Annotated in this window: 23 protein-coding genes; 12 read left to right on the top strand and 11 right to left on the bottom strand. The window is 63.2% G+C overall.

Going from position 1 to position 20621, the window contains the following annotated elements:
• Window positions 1-98 precede the first annotated feature (98 nt).
• The gene (locus AC1D1B_RS05385; protein ID WP_477330013.1) at window positions 99-740 is read left to right on the top strand and encodes a LysE family translocator; all 642 of its coding nucleotides are present in this window, start codon (window positions 99-101) and stop codon (window positions 738-740) included.
• Here AC1D1B_RS05385 and AC1D1B_RS05380 read toward each other — a convergent pair.
• A complete protein-coding gene (locus tag AC1D1B_RS05380) occupies window positions 712-1179 on the bottom strand; it encodes a hypothetical protein (RefSeq protein WP_477330011.1) in 468 nt (155 codons plus the stop codon). The genes AC1D1B_RS05385 and AC1D1B_RS05380 overlap by 29 nt on opposite strands.
• A complete protein-coding gene (gene rlmN / locus AC1D1B_RS05375; protein WP_477330009.1) occupies window positions 1176-2411 on the bottom strand; it encodes a dual-specificity RNA methyltransferase RlmN in 1236 nt (411 codons plus the stop codon). The genes AC1D1B_RS05380 and rlmN overlap by 4 nt, the downstream gene beginning before the upstream one ends.
• 89 nt (window positions 2412-2500) lie before the next feature.
• Between rlmN and AC1D1B_RS05370 the strand changes: the two genes are divergently transcribed.
• Entirely contained in the window at window positions 2501-2980 is a 480-nt protein-coding gene (locus AC1D1B_RS05370; RefSeq protein WP_477330007.1) for a hypothetical protein, read from the top strand.
• Between the two features lie 206 nt (window positions 2981-3186).
• Here the strand turns inward: AC1D1B_RS05370 and AC1D1B_RS05365 are convergent, their stop codons facing one another.
• The 3 genes from AC1D1B_RS05365 to AC1D1B_RS05355 form a co-directional block, all read right to left on the bottom strand.
• Window positions 3187-3690 carry an invasion associated locus B family protein gene (locus tag AC1D1B_RS05365; protein WP_477330006.1) on the bottom strand — a complete coding sequence of 168 codons (504 nt, stop codon included), beginning with the start codon at window positions 3688-3690 and terminating at the stop codon, window positions 3187-3189.
• Window positions 3691-4004: 314 nt separating this feature from the next.
• Window positions 4005-4367 carry a YkvA family protein gene (locus AC1D1B_RS05360; protein WP_477330004.1) on the bottom strand — a complete coding sequence of 121 codons (363 nt, stop codon included), beginning with the start codon at window positions 4365-4367 and terminating at the stop codon, window positions 4005-4007.
• 132 nt (window positions 4368-4499) lie between these two features.
• Entirely contained in the window at window positions 4500-4796 is a 297-nt protein-coding gene (locus tag AC1D1B_RS05355; protein ID WP_477330002.1) for a 4a-hydroxytetrahydrobiopterin dehydratase, read from the bottom strand.
• A 105-nt stretch (window positions 4797-4901) separates the two neighbouring features.
• Between AC1D1B_RS05355 and AC1D1B_RS05350 the strand changes: the two genes are divergently transcribed.
• Window positions 4902-5414, top strand: coding sequence for a low molecular weight protein-tyrosine-phosphatase (locus AC1D1B_RS05350; RefSeq protein ID WP_477330000.1), 513 nt, complete (start codon window positions 4902-4904; stop codon window positions 5412-5414).
• Here the strand turns inward: AC1D1B_RS05350 and thpR are convergent.
• Both thpR and AC1D1B_RS05340 read right to left on the bottom strand, forming a co-directional pair.
• Window positions 5318-5914, bottom strand: a complete 597-nt coding sequence (thpR, locus tag AC1D1B_RS05345) for an RNA 2',3'-cyclic phosphodiesterase (protein ID WP_477329998.1) — start codon at window positions 5912-5914, stop codon at window positions 5318-5320. The genes AC1D1B_RS05350 and thpR overlap by 97 nt on opposite strands.
• Window positions 5915-6051: 137 nt before the next feature.
• A complete protein-coding gene (locus AC1D1B_RS05340) occupies window positions 6052-6696 on the bottom strand; it encodes an arylesterase (RefSeq protein WP_477329996.1) in 645 nt (214 codons plus the stop codon).
• Window positions 6697-6781: 85 nt separating this feature from the next.
• On the opposite strand from AC1D1B_RS05340, the gene AC1D1B_RS05335 reads away from it, so the two are divergent.
• From AC1D1B_RS05335 to AC1D1B_RS05320, 4 genes are all read left to right on the top strand, one after another.
• A complete protein-coding gene (locus tag AC1D1B_RS05335) occupies window positions 6782-7483 on the top strand; it encodes an ABC transporter ATP-binding protein (protein ID WP_454588927.1) in 702 nt (233 codons plus the stop codon).
• Entirely contained in the window at window positions 7483-10032 is a 2550-nt protein-coding gene (locus AC1D1B_RS05330) for an ABC transporter permease (protein WP_477329994.1), read from the top strand. Before AC1D1B_RS05335 ends, AC1D1B_RS05330 begins: the two co-directional genes overlap by 1 nt.
• A 240-nt stretch (window positions 10033-10272) precedes the next feature.
• The gene (locus tag AC1D1B_RS05325) at window positions 10273-11013 is read left to right on the top strand and encodes a Bax inhibitor-1/YccA family protein (protein ID WP_477329992.1); all 741 of its coding nucleotides are present in this window, start codon (window positions 10273-10275) and stop codon (window positions 11011-11013) included.
• Between the two features lie 118 nt (window positions 11014-11131).
• A complete protein-coding gene (locus AC1D1B_RS05320) occupies window positions 11132-11704 on the top strand; it encodes an N-acetyltransferase family protein (RefSeq protein WP_477329990.1) in 573 nt (190 codons plus the stop codon).
• On the opposite strand, the gene AC1D1B_RS05315 is transcribed toward AC1D1B_RS05320, so the two are convergent.
• From AC1D1B_RS05315 to acnA, 3 genes are all read right to left on the bottom strand, one after another.
• Window positions 11701-12090, bottom strand: coding sequence for a DUF2794 domain-containing protein (locus AC1D1B_RS05315; protein ID WP_477329988.1), 390 nt, complete (start codon window positions 12088-12090; stop codon window positions 11701-11703). The two genes, AC1D1B_RS05320 and AC1D1B_RS05315, sit on opposite strands and share 4 nt — an antisense overlap.
• 655 nt (window positions 12091-12745) lie before the next feature.
• Window positions 12746-13525 carry a DUF1223 domain-containing protein gene (locus AC1D1B_RS05310; protein WP_477329986.1) on the bottom strand — a complete coding sequence of 260 codons (780 nt, stop codon included), beginning with the start codon at window positions 13523-13525 and terminating at the stop codon, window positions 12746-12748.
• Between the two features lie 316 nt (window positions 13526-13841).
• On the bottom strand, window positions 13842-16532 hold the full coding sequence (gene acnA / locus AC1D1B_RS05305; RefSeq protein ID WP_477329984.1) for an aconitate hydratase AcnA: 2691 nt from the start codon (window positions 16530-16532) through the stop codon (window positions 13842-13844).
• A 285-nt stretch (window positions 16533-16817) separates the two neighbouring features.
• On the opposite strand from acnA, the gene ccmA reads away from it, so the two are divergent.
• From ccmA to AC1D1B_RS05285, 4 genes are all read left to right on the top strand, one after another.
• Window positions 16818-17426 carry a heme ABC exporter ATP-binding protein CcmA gene (ccmA, locus tag AC1D1B_RS05300; protein ID WP_477329983.1) on the top strand — a complete coding sequence of 203 codons (609 nt, stop codon included), beginning with the start codon at window positions 16818-16820 and terminating at the stop codon, window positions 17424-17426.
• Window positions 17427-17637: 211 nt separating this feature from the next.
• On the top strand, window positions 17638-18303 hold the full coding sequence (ccmB, locus tag AC1D1B_RS05295) for a heme exporter protein CcmB (protein WP_477329981.1): 666 nt from the start codon (window positions 17638-17640) through the stop codon (window positions 18301-18303).
• A gap of 105 nt (window positions 18304-18408) precedes the next feature.
• Entirely contained in the window at window positions 18409-18576 is a 168-nt protein-coding gene (ccmD, locus tag AC1D1B_RS05290; protein ID WP_477329979.1) for a heme exporter protein CcmD, read from the top strand.
• Window positions 18573-19154 (top strand): DsbE family thiol:disulfide interchange protein, encoded by a 582-nt coding sequence (locus AC1D1B_RS05285; RefSeq protein ID WP_477329977.1) that lies wholly within the window; start codon window positions 18573-18575, stop codon window positions 19152-19154. The genes ccmD and AC1D1B_RS05285 overlap by 4 nt, the downstream gene beginning before the upstream one ends.
• A 75-nt stretch (window positions 19155-19229) precedes the next feature.
• On the opposite strand, the gene AC1D1B_RS05280 is transcribed toward AC1D1B_RS05285, so the two are convergent.
• Window positions 19230-19397, bottom strand: coding sequence for a hypothetical protein (locus AC1D1B_RS05280; protein ID WP_023742107.1), 168 nt, complete (start codon window positions 19395-19397; stop codon window positions 19230-19232).
• 287 nt (window positions 19398-19684) lie between these two features.
• On the opposite strand from AC1D1B_RS05280, the gene AC1D1B_RS05275 reads away from it, so the two are divergent.
• Window positions 19685-20605, top strand: coding sequence for an SMP-30/gluconolactonase/LRE family protein (locus AC1D1B_RS05275; protein ID WP_477329975.1), 921 nt, complete (start codon window positions 19685-19687; stop codon window positions 20603-20605).
• Window positions 20606-20621: the final 16 nt, after the last annotated feature.

Here is a 20621-nt window from a genome sequence, read left to right as displayed (position 1 = left end):
GCCTGCGCTATAGGGCTGCGCATCCACTTTGTTTAAGCATCGGATTCTCCCAAAACCGGCTTCCACTTTTGGGTCCGATGCTCTGCCAGGGGCCGCCAATGTCCTTCATTCCCGATACCACGACGCTAATCCAGTTCGCCATCGCCACCATGATCCTGGCAATCACACCCGGCCCGGACATGACCCTTTTCGTCTCGCGCACGCTAAGCCAGGGCCGCGCCGCCGGCCTTGCCTCGCTGGCCGGAGCGCTGTGCGGCACGCTGATCCACACCACTTTGGTGGCGGTCGGCATCTCGGCGCTGATCGTCGCCTCGCCGATGGCCTTCCTCGTGCTGAAGATTTTTGGCGCCGCCTATCTCGTCTTTCTCGCCTGGCAGGCGCTCACCAAGGGCTCGGCGTTTTCGCCGCAGATGAAGAGCGGGCCTGAGATTTCGCTGTTTCGCAGCTGGGCCGCCGGGCTCGGCGTCAATTTGCTCAACCCGAAGATCATCCTGTTCTTCATGACGTTTCTGCCGCAGTTCGTCTCCGCGCATGATCCGAACGCGCCGGGACAATTGTTCTTCCTCGGCGTCATGTTCATCGTGCTGTCGATTCCGGTGACGGCGCCGATGGTGTTTGCCGCGGAAAAGTTCTCGGCGGCGATGAAGGCCAGCCCGCGGGTGACGCGGGTGGTCGACTATCTCTTTGCCGGCGTGTTTTCGGCTTTCGCGCTCAAGATTCTGACCGCTCAGGCGAAGTAGCGGCCTGCCACCAGCTTCCGGCCCAGCGGCCGGCGCTTAGCCAGTAAAAGATGCCGCCAACCATGCCGCAGCCGATCACGGCGGCGATGGCGCGCGGTTCGGTGACATCGAAATCCGCGTTCTGGTGGACGAAGCCGAGGAAGGCGGCGGCCACGACGCCGCCCGCCAGCGCATAGAACAGCCAGTCGCGGCGGCTGAGTATCTCCGAGATCAGGATGACGACCACCGCCGGTATGAAAGCGAAATAGGCGACAAACAGCGCCACGAAGGGAATCGAGAAATAAAGCGCCGTCGCCGCCATCGGGTGCGCATCATCCCGTATGAAACCGACGGAAGCCAGGAACAGGATGTTCAGAAAGGCGCTCGCGGCCAGCGAGGCGACGACATAGCCGAACAGGATGACGGCGAAGCGGACGATATAGGCGATGAGGCGGCTCACGCCTCGCCGTGCCCCGCAATCATCATGGCTTCCAGCGCCAGGCGGTCGACTTTGCGCATGCGCTCGGAGTCCGACTTCAGCTGGCCGCAGGCGGCGAGAATGTCGCGGCCGCGCGGGGTGCGGATCGGCGAGGCGTAGCCGGCATTGTTGATGTAGTCGGCAAACTTCTCGATCGTCTCCCAGTCCGAGCACTGGTAGTTGGTACCCGGCCACGGGTTGAACGGGATCAAATTGATCTTGGCCGGAATGCCCTTCAGCAGCTTGATCAGCCCCTTGGCGTCCTCGATGGAATCGTTGACGTCCTTCAGCATCACATATTCGAAGGTGATGCGCTTGGCGTTGGACAGGCCGGGATAGGCGCGGCAGGCGGCGATCAGTTCGCTCAGCGGATACTTCTTGTTGATCGGCACCAGCAAGTCGCGCAGATCGTCATTGGTCGCGTGCAGCGAGATCGCCAGCATGACGCCGATCTCCTCGCCGGTGCGGAAGATCTCGGGCACCACGCCGGAGGTCGACAGCGTGATGCGGCGCTTGGACAGTGACAGCCCGTCGCCGTCGGAGGCGATCAGCAGCGCCTTCTTCACCGCCTCGAAATTGTAGAGCGGCTCGCCCATGCCCATCATGACGATGTTGGAGACTTTGCGGCCCTCGGCCGGCACAATGGCGCCGTCTGGCGTGTCGCGGTCGGGGAAATCGCCGAGCCGGTCGCGGGCGGTGAGCAATTGGGCCAGGATCTCTTCCGCCGTCAAATTGCGCACCAGCTTCTGCGTGCCGGTGTGGCAGAACGAACAGGTCAGCGTGCAGCCGACCTGCGAGGAGATGCACAGCGTGCCGCGGCCTTCCTCGGGGATATAGACGGTTTCGATCTCGACCGGACGGCCGGCGCCGCGCGGTGGAAAGCGGAACAGCCACTTGCGGGTGCCGTCGGCGGAAATCTGCTCCTCGACGATTTCGGGCCGAGCAATGGTGAAATGCTTGTCGAGCTCGGCGCGCAGATCCTTGGAGATGTTGAACATGCCGGCGAAGTCGGAGACGCCGCGCACATACATCCAGTGCCACAGCTGCTGGGCGCGCATTTTTGCCTGGCGCTCGGGCACGATGCCGGCACCGACAAGGGCTTCACCGAGCTCGGCCCGGGTCAGGCCGATCAGCGACGGCTTCTCGGCCGAAGCCGTGCGGGCGCGCAACGCATCGCGGGCACCCTCAGTGGTGAGATCGAAAGAAAGGGTCATGGCTGCTCTGATATAAGCGATTTGCGGCCGATTTCATGCATCGTGCCGGAAATGAAGCGCGGCGCATAGCACAGCTTGCGGCGAGAGTCATGCGGGGCGGCGAATGTTGCGGCCTGCCGATCCATCGTCCGGCTGACCCGTCGTGGGCGGCGCACCGCCATCCCATCCCGAAAAACCGATCACATGTTCGTGTTGGCGTAACAGTTCGCAGCGCATCGCGAAATCTGAAAGGGGGCGACTATGCCCCTGCAAAAATGGGAGTACGCGGAATGCATTCAATCAAGCTTGTTGTTATTGCCGGTCTCATCGGCCTATCCGCCGCGCCGGCGTTTGCCGAGGATGCGATGGGCACCATGACCATGATGAAGGGCGGGCAGGTGACGGCAATCATGCCGGACGGGCACATGGGCACCATGATGCCGGATGCGAAGATGGGCGCCGAGATGATGAAGATGGCAAAGCCGATCAAGCACTGCATGATGATGATGACCGACGCCAAGGGCAAAGCCTACATGATCGACACGTCGACCAAGAAGGCCCAGGCCGAATGTGAAAAAATGGCCATGTGAGGTTCGAACCGGCCTCGCTTCGCGCATTCCCGCCGGCGCAGGCGTCGGCGGGCCAATCTCGAATGCCTGCGCGACAGTGGCCTTGACCTCGCAGTCTTGTTCGGCGCCAGCGCCGGCGTTGCGGCGCTGCTCGGCATGGCCGGCCTAAAGCAAAGGCCGGAACCTTGCGGCCCGGCCTTCATTCAAATTCCGTCAGGCCAATTGGCCTACTTGCACTTGGCGATCGACGACAGCGCGGCCGAGATGCCCTTCAGCGAAAACACATAGCTCGTTGGGTTGCCACGGCCCGACTTCGCCGACACTTTCATATCGGTACCAGTCTTCATGGCGGCGATCAGCACCGGCTCTTCCGCAGCGTTCTCGACCCAGGCCGACTTGCCGCGGGTGAACATCGAAAAGGTCTTCTTGTCGATAGTGACAGTGGCCTTGGAGCCTTCCTGGAAGGTGTAGCCGGCGATGAATTGCGGCTCGTAGGACACTTGCTGGCCCGGCCGCTGGCTGACGAAGAAGAACATGTCGCCATGGTCGAGCGTCGGCGGCTGCTTGTCGGTCGGCACGGTCAAGACGTAGCAGACCTTGCCGCCCTGCGCCTGATAGCTGTAGGTGCCCCAGGCGTTGTGCTGGCCGATCTTGGTCGCCTGCTGCGCCAGCGCCGGCGCTGCAGAGGCCACCAGGACCAGGCTCGAGACTAGTGCAATCAATCCACGCATCGTTTTTCCCGTATTCCAAATGGTGCGGGGGCAGGCCGGCTTGGCGTCCTGCCCGTCGCTTCATTTTGATTTAATCTGGGTTACCAAACGGTGAATTTCCCTTGGAAAAGGACATTCATCCATGGAAACCACCGCCATTTCCGCGCCGTTTCTTGAAAAACGGCTTTCGCAATGTCCCTTCGGCGACTTGGAGGCCACGAAAGCGGCAAGAGTTTGACTTTTTCAACGGCCGCAGCGGAACTCGAAGCCGGGCCGCTATCGCCCTGTTTGAGCGCCGGATTTCTTCTGAACCAGTTGCCAATGCGATGGCCGATTCAGCTCTTGTCGGCAATCGCCTCCTTGGCGGCTTTGCGGTGTGCAGGGGTGATATGGGCGCTTACGGCAGTGATCGCGGCCGTCAGTACAGCGATGTCGTCGGTGAAGCCAAGACCGAAGACGAAGTCGGGGATGACGTCGACCGGCAGCACGAAATAGCCGAGCGCGGCGAGCAATACGCCCTTGGCGCGCAAAGGCGTCTTCTTGTCGAGCGCGCAGTAATACGCGGCGACAACCTCTTCCATGAACGGAATCTGCCGGGCGGCCCTCTTGGCCGTGCGCCAGAATTTGGCGCGCACTTCGCTTTCATCGCCCAGCTTGCTGCCGAAGCCGAAGAAATCAAAACCGGGTTGCTGCGCCATCAATGTCTCCTTTGCAGACCGTCGCGCATGGTTTTGTGCACGGCCGCCAGCGGAAAATGTGGTGAAAGTGCAGGTCCGCTGCAAGAGGACGGCGCCGATTTGCCGGCGCCGGCGCGTTGCAACGCCGGACGGTCAGCCGCCGAAATACCCGTTCATCTTCTTCGCCAACGCCACGTCAAGCGCGGTGACGCCACCGGCATCGTGGGTGTTCAGCGTCACGTCGACCGTCTTGTAGACGTTCGACCAGTCGGGGTGATGGTCCATCTTCTCGGCGGCCAGCGCGACGCGGGTCATGAAGGCGAAGGCTTCGGAAAAATTCTTGAAGACGAAGCTGCGCTTAATCGAAGCGCCGTCGGTAGCCAATGACCAACCGCCCAGTTCGGTCAGGGCAGCGGCGATGGCGTCCTCGCCCAGTTTTTCTCTCGTCATGATGATTTCCCGTGCTATCCCAGATTTTGACCCTCACCATAATGCAAGTCGCCCGAAAGTGCTTTGCGGTTTTGGGCGTCCAAATGCACAAACGGCGCATATCGAATGAGCGTAAGGCCGATAAATTCCATACTCTTCGTCTGTCTCGGCAACATCTGCCGCTCGCCCCTGGCCGAAGGCGTGTTTCGCGCCGTGCTGGCGGAACGCGGCCGCGACATGGAGCTGGATTCTGCGGCGACCGGCGGCTGGAATCTCGGCGAAGCCCCCGACCCGCGCTCGATCGCAATTGCGGCCCGCCACGGCATAGACATTTCCGGGCAGCGGGCACGCAAGGTCAGGCCGGAGGATTTTGCCCGCTTCGACCTGATCCTCGGCATGGACCGGCAGAATGTCCGCGACCTCAGGGCGATGGCGTCGGCCAATGCCGGCGAACGCATCCATCTGCTGGCGGAGTTCGCGCAGGGACAAGCCCGCGACGTGCCGGATCCCTACTACGACGGACAGGAAGCCTTCGCTTCGGTCTATCGCATGATCCGCGAAGCGTCGGAGGCGCTGGCAAAGCTGCTCGAGGCGCGTGCATCGGCGCCGGACAGCGCCCAGGCCTCCTCGACGATGTAGGGGCCGCCGCCGACCGAATCGCGTGACGACATCAGCACGAAGCGGCCGACGCGGAACGGCAGCGTCGAGAAATTGCCGCGCGCCGACAGATATTGCGCGACGTCGAGCGGGCTCGAATTGCGCAGGCGCGCCAACGTCACATGCGGTGTGAATTTGCGCGGGTCGGCAGGCAGGCCGAGCCGTTGGCAGATGCGGTCGATTTCGCCTTGCAGCGCCGACAGGTCGGGCGAGGCGAAGACGCCGGCCCAGACGGCATGCGGCTTTTTCTGGCCGAAAGCGCCGACGCCGGACAGGGTGAGCGAGAAGGACGGGCGGTGAACCCGGTCGAGCGCGTTGGCGATCTCGTCGGCGACATGGCCTTCGACATCGCCGATGAAGCGCAGCGTCATATGGTAGTTTTCGACATCGATCCAGCGCGCCCCGGGCAGGCCACCCCTGAGCAGGGACAGCGAAAGAGCGGCGTCACGCGGTATTTCGAGGGCGGTGAAAAGACGCGGCATGGTGAGCCTCCCTTCCTCGAATCGAACTATGCCCCTAGCGAATCATCGATATTAAATCGGGGCAAGTGGTTTGTTGGTCGCAGGCTTTCCCTAATGTTTCCCTTACGGAAGGCTGCGCCAGGAGTGAATAGCCAGCCTCAGGCACCGCCCTCGACCGCTGCAATTGCCTTTTCCACGGTCGGCAGGATGCGCTCCACCATCGCATCGACGCCCTTCGGGTTGGGATGCAAGCCGTCTTCCAGCTGTAGGCCGGACTGTCCGGCAACGCCGTCGAGAAAGAACGGATAGAGCGGCACATCGTATTTCGCGGCCAGCTTCGGATAGATCGCATCGAAGGCGGTCTGGTAGTCGGCGCCGAGATTGGGCGCGGCGCGCATGCCGGCCAAAAGCACGGCGATCTTGCGCGCCTTCAGCTTCGCCAACATCTCGTCCAGGTTCTTTTCCGCAATATTGGGCGAGACGCCGCGCAGCATGTCGTTGGCGCCGAGCTCGAGGATGACGAGCTTTGTGCCGTCCGGCACCGACCAGTCGAGCCGCGCCAAGCCGCCGCTCGTCGTGTCGCCAGAGACGCCGGCATTGGCGACGGTGACGTCATGGCCCTTGGCGCGAAGGGTAGCCTGCAATTTGTCGGTAAAGCCTTCGCCGGGACCGAGGCCGAACCCCGCCATCAGGCTGTCGCCGAAGCCGACGATTGTGAAGGTCTCGGCCCGCGCCGACGAAATGGCGCCGCAAATCGCGGAGAAAAGGATCAGCCCTGCGGCAATCAAGCGTTTGAAAGACATGCGGCAGGCCCCATATGACCAAGAATTCTTCCGGCGACGGCTTCCGGCAAGCAGAGCCTTCATCCTGATATAGGACGCTTTAATTGTGACAGAAGCCGTCATCGAGCTGAAAGACATATCCCTGACCCTCGGCCAAGGCGCTTCATCGGTGCATGTGCTGAAAGGCGTCAGCCTCGACGTGACGCGCGGCGAGGCGACCGGCATTGTCGGTCCTTCGGGCTCCGGCAAGTCGACTTTGCTGATGGTGCTGGCCGGGCTGGAACGGGTCGATTCGGGCACGGTGCGGATCGCCGGCGAGTCGCTCAACGGCAAAAGTGAAGACCAGATTGCGTCGTTTCGGGGCCGAAACATCGGCATCGTCTTCCAGTCGTTCCATCTCATTCCCAACATGACAGCGCTCGAAAATGTCGCGGTGCCGCTGGAGCTGGCCGGCCATGCAGATCCGTTCGGCGTGGCCGCGCGTGAACTGGCAGCCGTCGGCTTGAGCGACCGCGTCACTCATTATCCCGGCGAACTGTCCGGCGGCGAACAGCAGCGCGTGGCGATCGCTCGCGCACTGGCGCCGGCGCCGCGCATTCTCATTGCCGACGAACCGACCGGCAATCTCGACCAGGCGACGGGGCGGCAGGTCGCCGACCTTCTGTTCGCCAAGGCGGCCGAGCGCGGCATGACGCTAGTGCTGGTCACGCATGATCCCGCCCTTGCGGCGCGCTGCTCGCGCCAAGTGTCGATGCGCTCCGGCCGCATCGAGGATGCGCCGGTTGCGCCGCTCAAGGTGCCGGCCTGATGCCGCTGTCGCAGACGCTGAAGCTGGCGTTCCGTTTCTCGTTGCGCGAAATGCGCGGCGGGCTGTCAGGCTTCCTGATCTTCCTTGCCTGCATCGCGCTCGGCGTGGCTGCGATCGGCGGCGTCAATTCGGTGGCGCAGGCGATCACCGCCGGGGTCGCCGATCAGGGCCAGACGCTGCTTGGCGGCGATCTGCGTTTCCAGATCAACCAGCGAGATACGACGCCCGCCGAAAGCACCTTCCTCGATCGCCTGGGGGCTGTGTCGCACAGCGCCAACATGCGCTCGATGGCGCGGCTGGAAGACGGCTCCGACCAGGCACTGGTCGAGGCCAAGGCAGTCGACGACGCCTACCCGCTCTATGGCGTCCTGGACACCGAGCCGCAGCTTGGCAGACAGGATCTGTTCGGCGAGAAATCCGGAATCTTCGGCGCCGCGGCGCCCGACCTGTTGTTCGACCGGCTGAATGTGAAGATCGGTGACCGGCTGAAGCTCGGCAGCGCGAGCTTCGAGCTGCGCGCCAGGCTGGTGAGCGAACCGGATGCGGTGTCGGACGGTTTCGGCTTCGCGCCGCGGCTGATGGTCTCGACCGCAGGGCTTGCCGCCTCCGGGCTGATCCAGCCGGGCAGCCTGGTCGAGAACGCCTACAAGGTGCGGTTGCCCGCCAGCGCGAGCGAGGCCGATCTCAAGGCCATCCAGGGTCAGGCGGCCAATGATTTCCCCGAAGCCGGCTGGTCGATCCGCACACGCTCCAACGCCGCACCGGCGCTGTCTTCTAACATCGAACGCTTCTCGCAGTTCCTGACGCTGGTCGGACTGACGGCGCTGGTGGTCGGCGGCGTCGGCGTCGCCAATGCGGTGCGCGCCTATCTCGACGGCAAGCGCGGCGTCATCGCTACCTTCAAGAGCCTCGGCGCATCGGGCAGGTTTGTCTTCACCGTCTACCTCGTGCAGATCCTGATGATCGCCGGCCTCGGCATTGTGCTCGGTCTCATTCTCGGTGCCGCCATGCCGTTCGCGGCGAGTGCCGCGCTCCAGTCGGTCATTCCGGTGCCGGCGGAAGGCGGTTTCTATCCCGGCGCGCTGGCTCTTGCCGCGCTGTTTGGGCTGCTGGTGACGCTGGCTTTCGCGCTGCTGCCGCTCGGCCGCGCCCGCGACGTGCCGGCAACGGCGCTGTTTCGCGAAATGGGATTTGAAGGCCGCGGTTTTCCCCGCCTGCCCTATCTCGCCACGGCGGTCGGTATTGCGCTCGCTTTGGCCGCGCTGGCCATCCTGTTTTCCGGCGACCAGCGCATCGCTTCGATCTTCGTCGGCGCGACGATCTTTGCCTTTTTAGTGCTGCGCCTCGTCGGCGCGCTGGTGCAGTGGGTGGCGCGCAAAAGTCCGCGCGTACGCTCGGTCGCGCTCCGTCTCGCCATCGGCAACATCCACCGTCCCGGTGCGCTGACGCCATCCGTCGTGCTGTCGCTCGGGCTCGGGCTGACGCTTTTGGTGACGCTGGCGCTGATCGACGGGAATCTCAGGCAGCAGATCTCCGGCAGCCTGCCGGAACAGGCGCCGAATTTCTTCTTCGTCGACATCCAGAATGGCGATGTCGACGCCTTCTCGACATTGATCGGCAGGGAGGCGCCGAAGGGAACGTTGGTCAAGGTGCCGATGCTGCGCGGCCGGGTGATGGCGCTGAACGGCGTCGATGTCGACAAGGCCAACGTGCCGCCTGAAGGCGCTTGGGTACTGCGCGGCGATCGTGGCCTGACTTATGATGCCAAACAGCCGGCGAACGCGACGCTGACCGAAGGCAGCTGGTGGTCGGACAGCTATGCCGGCGAGCCGCTGGTTTCGTTCTCAAACGATGAGGGCAAAGCGCTCGGGCTAAAACTCGGCGACACCGTCACCGTCAATGTACTGGGCCGCAATGTGACGGCAAAAATCGCCAATTTCCGAGAGGTGCAATGGGAGACGATGGGCATCAATTTCGTCATGGTGTTCTCGCCAAACACATTCGCCGGCGCCCCGCATGGCTGGCTGGCGACGCTGACCGAGAAGGATGCCACGGCAGCAGATGATGCCCGCCTGCTCAACGCCGTTACCCGCGCCTTCCCGGCGGTGACGACGGTCCGGGTCAAGGACGCGCTCGATGTCGTCAACCGGCTGGTTGGCCAGCTCGGCACGGCGATCCGGGCTGTGGCCGGCGTGGCGCTGATCGCTTCGGTGCTGGTGCTGGCCGGTGCGCTCGCCGCGGGAAATCGCGCCCGCATCCACGATGCCGTGGTGCTGAAGACGCTGGGCGCAACGAGGCGGACGCTGATCACGGCGTTTTCCCTCGAATATATGCTGATTGGGCTCGCCACCGCGGTGTTCGCGCTTGCCGCCGGCGGCGTCGCCGCCTGGTACATCGTTGCCCGCATCATGACGCTGCCGTCGCATTTCATGCCGGAGGTGGCGGTGGCGACCTTGGTGTTTGCGCTGGTGATCACCGTCGGCATCGGCCTTGCCGGGACATGGCGGGTGCTCGGCCACAAGGCGGCGCCGGTGCTGCGCGACCTCTAGGTCTCAAGCGGCAAAGCCGGCCGAATCCGGCCGTTTCCGATTAAATCTTGGTAATGCAGCGGTCGCGAAAGCCTGGAAAACCGGCTTCCGGCGATTCACCAAGCGTTGCAGGCCGTTACGGTCTTGTTCTTGACGTCAAGAACCATCATATTTCGCCACAGGCATGCTGGAGCCCCGCCAGCGGCGCCCAGGTCCTGAAGGACCTGACACCGTACGGGGCAGAAGCAACAGAGGATTCCAATGGCTGAGCCCATTCGCAATTACCAGACTTCGGCCGTACCCGGCGCACGCGCCGACATCGACCAGGGCCTGCGCAGCTACATGCTGAAGGTCTACAATCTGATGGGGCTTGGCCTCCTCATCACCGGCATCGCCGCCTGGGGCGCTTTCCAGCTCGCCGTCACTGGCGACGGACAGCTGACCGCTTTCGGCACGCTGATCTACGCCAGCGCCTTCCGCTGGGTGGTCATCCTGGCTCCGCTCGCCGCGGTGTTCTTCCTGTCGTTCAGGATCCAGTCGATGAGCGTGGCTGCGGCGCAGACGACCTTCTGGGTCTATTCGGGGCTGGTCGGCCTGTCGCTGTCGACCATCTTCCTGGTCTACACCGGCGCCTCGATCACCCAGACCTTCTTCGCCACGGCGGCCGCCTTCGGCGGGCTGTCGCTCTATGGCTACACGACCAAGCGCGACCTTTCGGCGTTCGGCTCGTTCCTGGTCATGGGCGTGGTCGGGTTGGTGATCGCCATGCTGATCAACATCTTCCTGCAGTCGTCGGCGCTCGGCTTCGCCATCTCGGCGATTGGCGTGCTGATCTTCGCCGGCCTCACCGCCTATGACACGCAAACCATCAAGGAAATGTACTTCGAAGGCGACCAGGCCGACGTTGCCGGCCGCAAGGCGATCATGGGCGCGTTGAGGCTCTATCTCGACTTCATCAACCTGTTCATGTTCCTGCTGCAGTTCATGGGCGACCGCCGCTAAGCGGTCTCCATCCAGGCAACTGGACCAGCTGATATCGAAAGGGCGGCCCAACGGCCGCCCTTTTCTTTTGTGCCGGCCTTTGCTGTGATGGCAGGCAGATGAATCGTTTGCACAAATTATGAGCACTATTTCCATACGCGCGGCCCTGGAGGGCGACCTCGACCGAATCACCGAGATCTACGCCGATGCGGTGACGCATGGCACTGCGAGCTACGAGCTGGAGCCGCCTGGCCGTGCCGAGATGGGCGCGCGCTTCGACAGTCTGACGGGAGGCGGCTTTCCCTATCTGGTGGCGGAAAAGGATGGCGCGCTTCTTGGCTATGCCTATGCCGGCGCGTTTCGACCGCGCCCGGCCTATCGCTTCATCGTCGAGGATTCGGTCTATGTCGCGCCTGATGCCAAGGGCCAGGGTGTCGGGCTGATGTTGATGCAAGCGTTGATCGAGGCCTGCCGGGTCGCGGGCTTTCGCCAGATCATAGCTGTGATCGGCGACGGCCATGCCGACAGCGCCTCGGTGCGGCTGCATGAAAAGCTCGGCTTTCGCCATTCCGGCCGCCTGGAAGGCTCAGGCTACAAGCATGGCCGCTGGCTGGACACGGTGTTCATGCAGCTGTCGCTGAATGGCGGCGCGTCGGTTCCGCCCGACGCTGATTCGCTGCCGGAGCGGAAATTTCGCAAGCAAAATAACTAGTTAGCCTGAACCAACTTTAGCTTGCCGTCGAAGACGCCGAGCACGCGGCCAAGTTCCTGGCCGCGCTTGAGGATGCGGCCGCCGGCGGCGATGACGGCGAAAGCACCTTGCCGGCGCGCCAGTTTCGGGTCTTTGACGATCTGGAACAGCGGCACTTCGCTGGCCCGGCGGAAGACCGAAAACACAGCCCGATCAGCGAGATGATCGATGGCGTAGTCGCGCCATTCATTGGCGGCTACCATGCGTCCGTAGAGTCTCAGGATCTCATCGAGTTCACGCCGGTCGAAGCGAACGGGCTGGTCGAGGCGTTCGCGTCGCGCCTCGTGCAGCGGGATCAATATTGCGGATGCGTCCCCATCCTCCGTCCCACCACTGCGATCGGTCATGCCGCGATCCCTTTAAAAATGAATCTCGCTTGCAGAAGTTGGCGTGTTCGCGGTGGAATTGCAAGACCCGGCTAACCATCCCGGGGCTGCGCTGTTTTCGCAACGTCCAGTCACTTTTATAAAACGCGGTGTTTGAATTGGTGATGCTTCGCCACATTCCTGCCTTATTTTATCCGCGCTCATGCCCCAATGTCCGACGAATTTACCGGCGTTGCCTGAGACGGTTCGGTCCGGCACCGGCTCGTAAACCCCAAGCCCCCCGCCCACGGGTCTGCGTCGGATCGAACCAACCTCGGACTTTCCTTAGGGAGAGACCGGGTGCGACGATCCCAAAACCTAAATGACCGACGTCAGAAGCAAGCTGACGTCGGTTTTTTTTGTTTTTTGGCCGGTGGCCGGTGAAAGTCCGGCCAATCATCCAAGCTGCGATCCTTCGCGCCCCCCTCTGCCCTGCCGGGCATCTCCCCCTCAAGGGGGGAGATCGGATATCACGAATACCTTCGTTAATCTCCAACGCTGCAAGACAGGTGGTGTGAGGTCGAAGCTGCCAATCTCCCCCCTTGAGGGGGAGATGTCCGGCAGGACAGAGGGGGGTGCTGTCCCGCCGGCATTTGCAGCCTGGGAGGCACCGTCATCTCTCAGGGCGCAAATTGCCTTACGGCTTGTGAATGAACGCGGCGCCCAAAATCGGGCCGGGCAGGCCGTCCTTGCCGACGGATTGCAGCAGCACGGCGCAACCGCCCTTCTTGGCGATCTCGGTCATCGGCAATTCGTAGCGCTGCGCCTTGCCGTGCCACATGCCGGCGGTCTGGATGCCGGAGACGGCGTTCCAGTAGGTCATGCTGCGGCCGGTGTTCTCGCCCTTGGCGATGGTGACTGTCTGCGGCGGCTCGAAATAGACGATGACGACATGGGCGTCGGTCGGGCCGCTGCCGGCGTCGCCGGCATCGATCATGACGCGGTCGCTGGTGCGGCTGACCTTGACGCTGACCCGCATGCCTTCGCCGGATTTCTCCATGCGAGCAAGCGCGCCGTCGACTTCCTTGCGGCTGGCGCCGTTGACATGGCTGCGGCCATTGATGACGGCTTGCGGCGTGTAGACGGAGCGGGTGCCGAAGGCGCGCATATAGTCATATTGCCGGTCAGTGTTGTCCTTGCTGCTCAGCGTGTCCTGCCAGCCGAGATAGTCCCAGTAATTGACGTGGTAAGCGAGCGCGACGACGTTGTCCTTGGCCGCGAGCTCGGCAAAGAGAGCATCGGCCGGCGGACAGGAATTACAGCCCTGGCTGGTGAACAGCTCGACCACGCCCAGGGGCTTGTCGCTCTGCGGCTTGTCGGCCTGAGTGGTGCCGGACTCCTCGGCAAACCCGGTCCCGGCAAGCGCCGAGAAGGCCAGCGCAAAAGCCGCAAGCCGCAGAGGTTGTCGAGGTGCCATGGTCGTTCCGATTCCCGCCGGTGACGCCGGCCTTGTTCTGGTTGCCCAGATTTGTGGCAGAAGCGACAGTCAACGGGAAGTCACGTTGCGGTGAAATTTTTGCCGCTGCAACCGCGTGCGCGGCCGCAATTGGGCGGAGCACTTCAGCGCCCGGTTCGATCCGCAGAACGGCATCAAGAGCTTTTGGGAAACTTTGCTGAGCCACGCCGATTTTTACTGCGGGCAGACACGGCGGAACTTTGGTGCTGGCCAGTCAATGCTTTGGCAACACCGAGAAGTAGGCAGTAGGGAGGCCCTACTGCCTACGCCCTATTCCCTACGCAGCCAGATCGCGCAGCACGTATTGCAGGATGCCGCCGTTCTTGAAGTAGTCGAGTTCGTCCAGCGTATCGATACGGCAGATGATCGGCACGTTCTTCACCGTGCCGTCGCCATAGGTGACCTTGGCGATCATCGTCTGGCGCGGCTTGATGGCGCTCAGTCCGTCGATCTCGACCATCTCGTCACCCTTGAGGTTGAGCGAGGCCCACGACGTGCCTTCCTCGAAGACGAAGGGGATGACGCCCATGCCGACCAGGTTCGAGCGATGGATGCGCTCGAAGGATTGGGCGATGACGGCGCGGACACCGAGCAGATTGGTGCCCTTGGCCGCCCAGTCGCGCGACGAGCCGTTGCCGTATTCGACACCGGCGAAGATCACCAGCGGCACGCCTTCCTTCTTGTACTCCATCGCCGCGTCGTAGATCGATTCCTCTTCCTTCGACGGGTAGTGGATGGTGTAGCCGCCCTCGCGGCCGTTCTCGCCCAGCATATGGTTGCGGATGCGGATGTTGGCGAAGGTGCCGCGCATCATCACCTCGTGATTGCCGCGCCGCGTCCCGTACTGATTGAAGTCGGCAACGCCGACGCCATGGTCGGTTAGGTATTTGCCGGCTGGTGAAGCGGCCTTGATCGAACCCGCCGGCGAGATGTGGTCGGTGGTGATCTTGTCGCCGAACAGGCCGAGCACGCGCGCGCCCTTGATGTCGCCGATCTTGCCGAAACCGGCGGTCATGCCGGCGAAATAGGGCGGGTTCTGCACATAGGTCGAGTTGTCGTCCCAGGCATAGGTCTGGCCTTCCGGCGCCTTGACGTTCTGCCAGTACTCATCGCCCTTGAAGACGTCGGCGTATTTGCGGGCGAACAGCTCGCGGGTGACGTTCTTCTCGATGAACTCCTGGATCTCGGCCGAGCTTGGCCAGATATCCTTGAGGTAGACCGGCTTGCCGTCGCTGCCTTCGCCGAGCGGTTCGGTGGTGAGGTCCTTGGTGACCGTGCCGGCCAGCGCATGCGCAACGACCAGCGGCGGCGAGGCCAGGTAGTTCGCTTGCACGTCGGGCGAGACACGGCCTTCAAAATTGCGGTTGCCAGAAAGCACCGCGGCAGCGATCAAACCTTTGTCGTTGATAGTCTTGGAGATCGGTGCCGGCAGCGGGCCGGAATTGCCGATGCAGGTGGTGCAGCCGAAGCCGACCAGGTTGAAGCCGATCTGGTCGAGCTCCTTTTGCAGGCCGGATTTTTCGAGATATTCGGCGACCACCTGGCTGCCGGGGGCAAGCGAGGTCTTCACCCAGGGCTTTTGCTTGAGGCCGAGCCGGTTGGCGTTACGCGCCAAAAGGCCGGCGCCGATCAGCACGCTCGGGTTGGAGGTGTTGGTGCAGGAGGTGATGGCGGCGATGACGACGTCGCCATGGCCGAGATCATGGTCGGTGCCTTCGACGGCATAGCGCTTGTGGATTTCGGCTGCTTTCTTGTACTCGGTCTCCATCGCCTTGGCGAAGCCGGCCGGAATGCCTTCGAGCGCAACGCGGCCCTCAGGGCGCTTGGGGCCGGCCATCGACGGCACGACGCTGTCGAGTTCGAGCTCAAGCAGGTCGGTGAAGACCGGATCGGCGGAGCCGGTGTCGCGCCACATGCCTTGTGCCTTGGCATAGGCCTCGACCAGAGCGATGCGGCTTTCCTCGCGGCCGGACATTGTGAGGTAGCGGATGGTCTCGCCGTCGACCGGGAAGAAGCCGCAGGTGGCGCCATATTCGGGTGCCATGTTGCCGATCGTGGCGCGGTCGGCCAGCGTCATGTTGGAGAGGCCGGGGCCGAAGAACTCGACGAACTTGCCGACGACGCCCTTCTTGCGCAGCATCTGGGTGACGGTGAGCACGAGGTCGGTGGCGGTGACGCCCTCTTTCAACTTGCCGGTGAGGCGGAAGCCGATGACTTCCGGCAACAGCATGGAGACCGGCTGGCCGAGCATGGCCGCCTCGGCCTCGATGCCGCCGACGCCCCAGCCCAGCACGCCAAGGCCGTTGATCATGGTGGTGTGCGAATCGGTGCCGACGCAGGTGTCGGGATAGGCGGTGGTTTCGCCGTCCTCGCTGTTGGTCCAGACGACCTGTCCGAGATATTCGAGGTTGACCTGGTGGCAGATGCCGGTGCCGGGCGGCACGACGCGGAAGTTGCGGAATGCCTGCTGGCCCCATTTCAGGAACTTGTAGCGCTCTTCGTTGCGCTCATATTCGAGCTCGACATTGCGTGCAAAGGCCATCGGCGTGCCGAATTCGTCGACGATGACGGAATGGTCGATGACGAGGTCGACCGGCACCAGCGGATTGATCTTCTGCGGGTCGCCGCCGAGCGCCTTGAGGCCGTCACGCATCGCCGCCAGATCGACCACCGCCGGAACGCCGGTGAAATCCTGCATCAGGACGCGGGCCGGGCGATAGGCGATCTCGACGCCGGCGGTGCCCTTGTCTGTCAGCCAGCCGGCAACCGCCTGGATCGATTCCTTGGTGACGGAGCGGCCGTCTTCGTTGCGCAAAAGGTTCTCCAGCAGCACCTTCATCGAATAGGGCAACTGGGCAATGCCAGTGAGGCCGTTCTTCTCGGCCTCGACCAGATTGTAATAGACATAGTCGGTGCCACCCACGGTGAGGGTGCGGCGGCATTTGAAACTGTCGAGGGATTTTGACACGTGCGGTCCGTCCTTGTCTGTTCAGCCTGAAAGGGAACGGACGCCGATGGGCATGCAATCACGCGCAAAGGTGCGGGTACGGCCATTTCCGCTGTCCGCTCCCAAGCAACCCGAGCCGTTCAAGGCGGCGCGTGCGCTGGTTCGGCGCAAATTCTGTTCCCGTGCCGACCGCTGGCACCGATGACCCGGATATAGAGAATTTTCTGGAATAGTTCTAGACAGGCGACAGGCAATTTTGTGCGATGCGGCAGCTATCGTGCGGTAAAGTTTTCGGGACGGGCAGGCATGCGGCTGATTGCCGAAAATCTGGGCGGCGAACGCGGCGGCGAGACGGTCTTTTCCGGCATCGGCTTTGCGATCGAGAAGGGCCAGGCGCTGGTCGTCACCGGACCGAACGGATCAGGCAAATCGACGCTGCTCAGGGTCATCGCCGGGCTGCTGCCGAAAGCCGAAGGCGATGTGCGAATCGAAGGCGGCGGCGAGACGTTTCCGACGATCGCCTCGGCCTGCCATTATCTCGGCCACCTCAACGCAATGAAGACGGCGCTGAGCGTGACGGAGAATTTGCGCTTCTGGCGCGATTTCAACGGCGACGGCCCGTTGGGTGTTGAAGAGGCGCTGGAAACGGTTGGCTTAAGCGGCATCGGCCATCTGCCTTTCGGGTATTTGTCGACCGGGCAGAGGCGACGCGCGGCGATTGCAAAGCTGCTGGTCAGCGATAAGCCGCTCTGGCTGCTGGATGAACCGACGGCGGGGCTGGACAAGGCTTCGGAGGGGAAGTTCGCGGGGTTGATGGCAAGGCACTGCGCGGAGGGCGGGATTATCGTTGCGGCGACGCATCTGCCACTGGGGATCGAGGAGGCGAAGGGGCTGGTGATGGGGGAAGTCCGGTGATGACGGCGTTCCTTCGCACCCCCCTCTGCCCTGCCGGGCATCTCCCCCGCAGGGAGGGAGATCAGCCGTCATGTCGGCTTTCGCCAATCACCAACGTTAAAGAACAGGCGCGTTCAACGAAGCTGCCAATCTCCCCCCTTGTGGGGGAGATGTCCGGCAGGACAGAGGGGGGCGCGAAGGAACGCCTTCCTCAACAGGGGACCACATCGTAATGTGGTCCCTCTTCCTCCGCGACATCCGCCTCTCCATCCGCGCCGGCGGCGGGGCGCTGACCGGCGTCATCTTCTTCCTTGCCGTCATCGCCACCATCCCCTTCGGCGTCGGGCCGGACCTGAAGCTGCTCGCCCGTATCGGACCGGCGATCCTTTGGATTGGCGCTCTGCTCGCCTGCCTGCTCGGCCTCGACCGGCTGTTCCAGGCCGACGGCGAGGACGGCTCGCTTGATCTGTTGGTGTTGGGCAATGACCGCCACATGCTGGCTCTGACGGTGCTGGTGAAGTGCCTGGCGCATTGGGCTGGCAGCGTCTTGCCGCTGGTGGTAGCTGCCCCTCTGCTCGGCCTGTTCATGAACATGGAGCCGCTCAGCATCGGCGCCACCGCGTTGACGCTGCTGGTCGGCACCCCGGCCATCACTTTCATCGGCGCGGTGGGCGCCGCGGTGGCGGTGGCACTGCCGCGCGGCGGGCTGTTGATTTCGGTGCTGGTGCTGCCGCTGACTATCCCGGTGCTGATCTTCGGCGTGTCGGCGAGCTACGGCGCGGTGGCCGATCCCGATCCGTTCCTGCAGCCCTTCCTCATTCTTGCCGCGCTGACGCTGTTTCTTGCCGTGCTCGGCCCAGTGGCGGCGGCGCTGGCGCTGCGGCACGGGACGGATTGATGTGGCGGCTGCGGCGCCGCGGCCAATTGCGAAGCCGAAGCTGCAAAGCTATGGGAAGGCCATGATCGAGCACGGCGAAGAGACAGCGGAAGGGAAGCGGGCTGCATGAGTGCACACGCCCTTTATGTCACCGCCGCCTATGGCATCACTGCGATCGTGCTGGCCGGGCTGATTGGCTGGATCCTGCTCGACGAGCGCGCCCGCAAGCGCGAACTGGCGGAACTCGAAGCCGCCGGCGTGCGGCGTCGTTCCGATAAGGCCAGCAAACCATGAGTACGGAAAGCGAAACGCCAGCGCCACCGCGCCGCCGCCTGATCGTGCTGTTGCCGCTGCTGGTTTTCCTCGGCCTTGCCGGGCTGTTCCTTTTGCAGCTTTTGTCGGGACGTGACGAGGCGGAAGTGCCGTCGGCGCTGATCGGCCTGCCGGCGCCGCAGACCAATCTGCCGGCGCTGGAAGGGTCAAACCTGCCCGGGCTGGATTCGAAGGCGTTCGCCGGCAAGGTGACGCTGGTCAACGTCTTTGCGTCGTGGTGCGCGCCGTGTCGGGAAGAACATCCGGTGCTGCTGGCGCTGTCGCAGGACAAGCGCTTCACGCTTGCGGCGCTGAACTACAAGGACCAGCCGGAAAACGCTCGCCGGTTCCTCGGCGATCTCGGCAATCCGTTCCAGGCGATCGGCGTCGACGAAGCCGGCCGCGCCGCGATCGACTGGGGCGTCTACGGCGTGCCGGAAACCTTCGTCATCGGCAAGGACGGCAAGATTGCCTACAAGCATGTCGGGCCGCTGACGGGGGAGTCAGCGAGAGATCTGCTGCTGCCGGAAATCGAGAAAGCACTGGCGGCGCCGGATTAGGCGACGGCGCCATGCCCCCTCATCCGGCCGCTATGCAGCCACCTTCTCCCCCGAGGGGAGAAGAGGGAAGCAAGCTCAGCCGTAGATCTGCTTGTGGACCTGGTAGAGCATTTCCGAGCGGTCGGCGCGCAGATCGGCCAGATCGCGGCTCGTCAGGTTTTCGATTTCGGCGACGAGGCGGTTGTAGTGGCGGCGCTTGGCCATCGAGGTGCGCGCGCGGGAGAAGAGGTTGTCAAAAGCCATAGCAAGGGTCCTTTCGTGCCGCATGTTGCGGCGAATTTGTTCCTCCCTTGACTGTACGCAGCATGACATAGGAATGGTGCGTTGCAAAAAGAAGATGTTGCAATGCACCATTGCACAGGGCGCATAGCGGGTTAATGCAGCGCTAACAGCACCATGCCCGGTCTGACAGGCTGGCGAGCCAATGCTGGCCGTATGCCTTTTGTCTTACAAATTGCGCCTGCGCCATCTTGCCATCTCGCTCGCAGGCTGGCTTGATCCGCGCGTCACGTGATGCCGGGAGGAAATGCATGGCGACCGCAGATTATTACGAAATTCTCGATCCGCGTTTCGCGCGCCTGTTCAACGGCAACGCGCAGGTGGAAAAGCTGTTCACCGGGTGTCAGTGGGCGGAAGGGCCGGCCTGGTTCGCCGCCGGCCGCTATGTCGTCTGGTCCGACATCCCCAACAACCGCATGCTGCGCTATGACGAGACCGACGGCAATGTCAGCGTGTTCCGCCAGCCCTCCGGCAATTCCAACGGCAACACCGTCGACCGGCAGGGACGGCTGGTGACGTGCGAACATTCCGGCCGCCGCGTCAGCCGCATTGAGCATGACGGCTCCGTCACCACCATAGCAGCCAAATGGAAAGGCAAGCGGCTGAACTCGCCCAATGACGTTGTCGTGCGCTCGGACGGCTCGATCTGGTTCACCGATCCGAGCTACGGCATCGACACCGACTATGAGGGCGACAAGGCCGAGAGCGAGATCGGCGCCTGCTATGTCTACCGGGTCGATCCTGATACAGGCGAGGTCGAGGCCGTCATCACCGACATGGTCCGGCCGAACGGCCTCGCCTTCTCGCTCGATGAAAGCCAGCTCTATGTCGTCGATACCGGCCGCACGCATGGCGCACAGAACCCGGCGCATATGCGGGTCTTCACCGTCGGCAAGCATGGCAAGAAGGTCTCGGGCGGCAAGGTCTTCGCCGACTGCACGGCCGGGCTGTTCGACGGCTTCCGGCTCGACGAGGCCGGCCGCATCTGGACAAGTGCCGCCGACGGCATCCATTGCTACGATCCCGACGGCACGCTGATCGGCAAGGTCAAGGTGCCGGAAGTGACCGCCAATTGCGTGTTCGGCGGCAACAAGCTGAACTGCCTCTACATCGCCGGCACGACGTCGCTCTACATGGTGCGGCTGATGGTGAACGGGGCCAAGACCTATTGAGTGAGACTGTTTGGAA

The organism is Mesorhizobium sp. P2_C5_2 (assembly GCF_056404535.1).
Note: the sequence above shows the minus strand (reverse complement) of the source record. Positions and strands in the feature narration are given on the sequence as shown.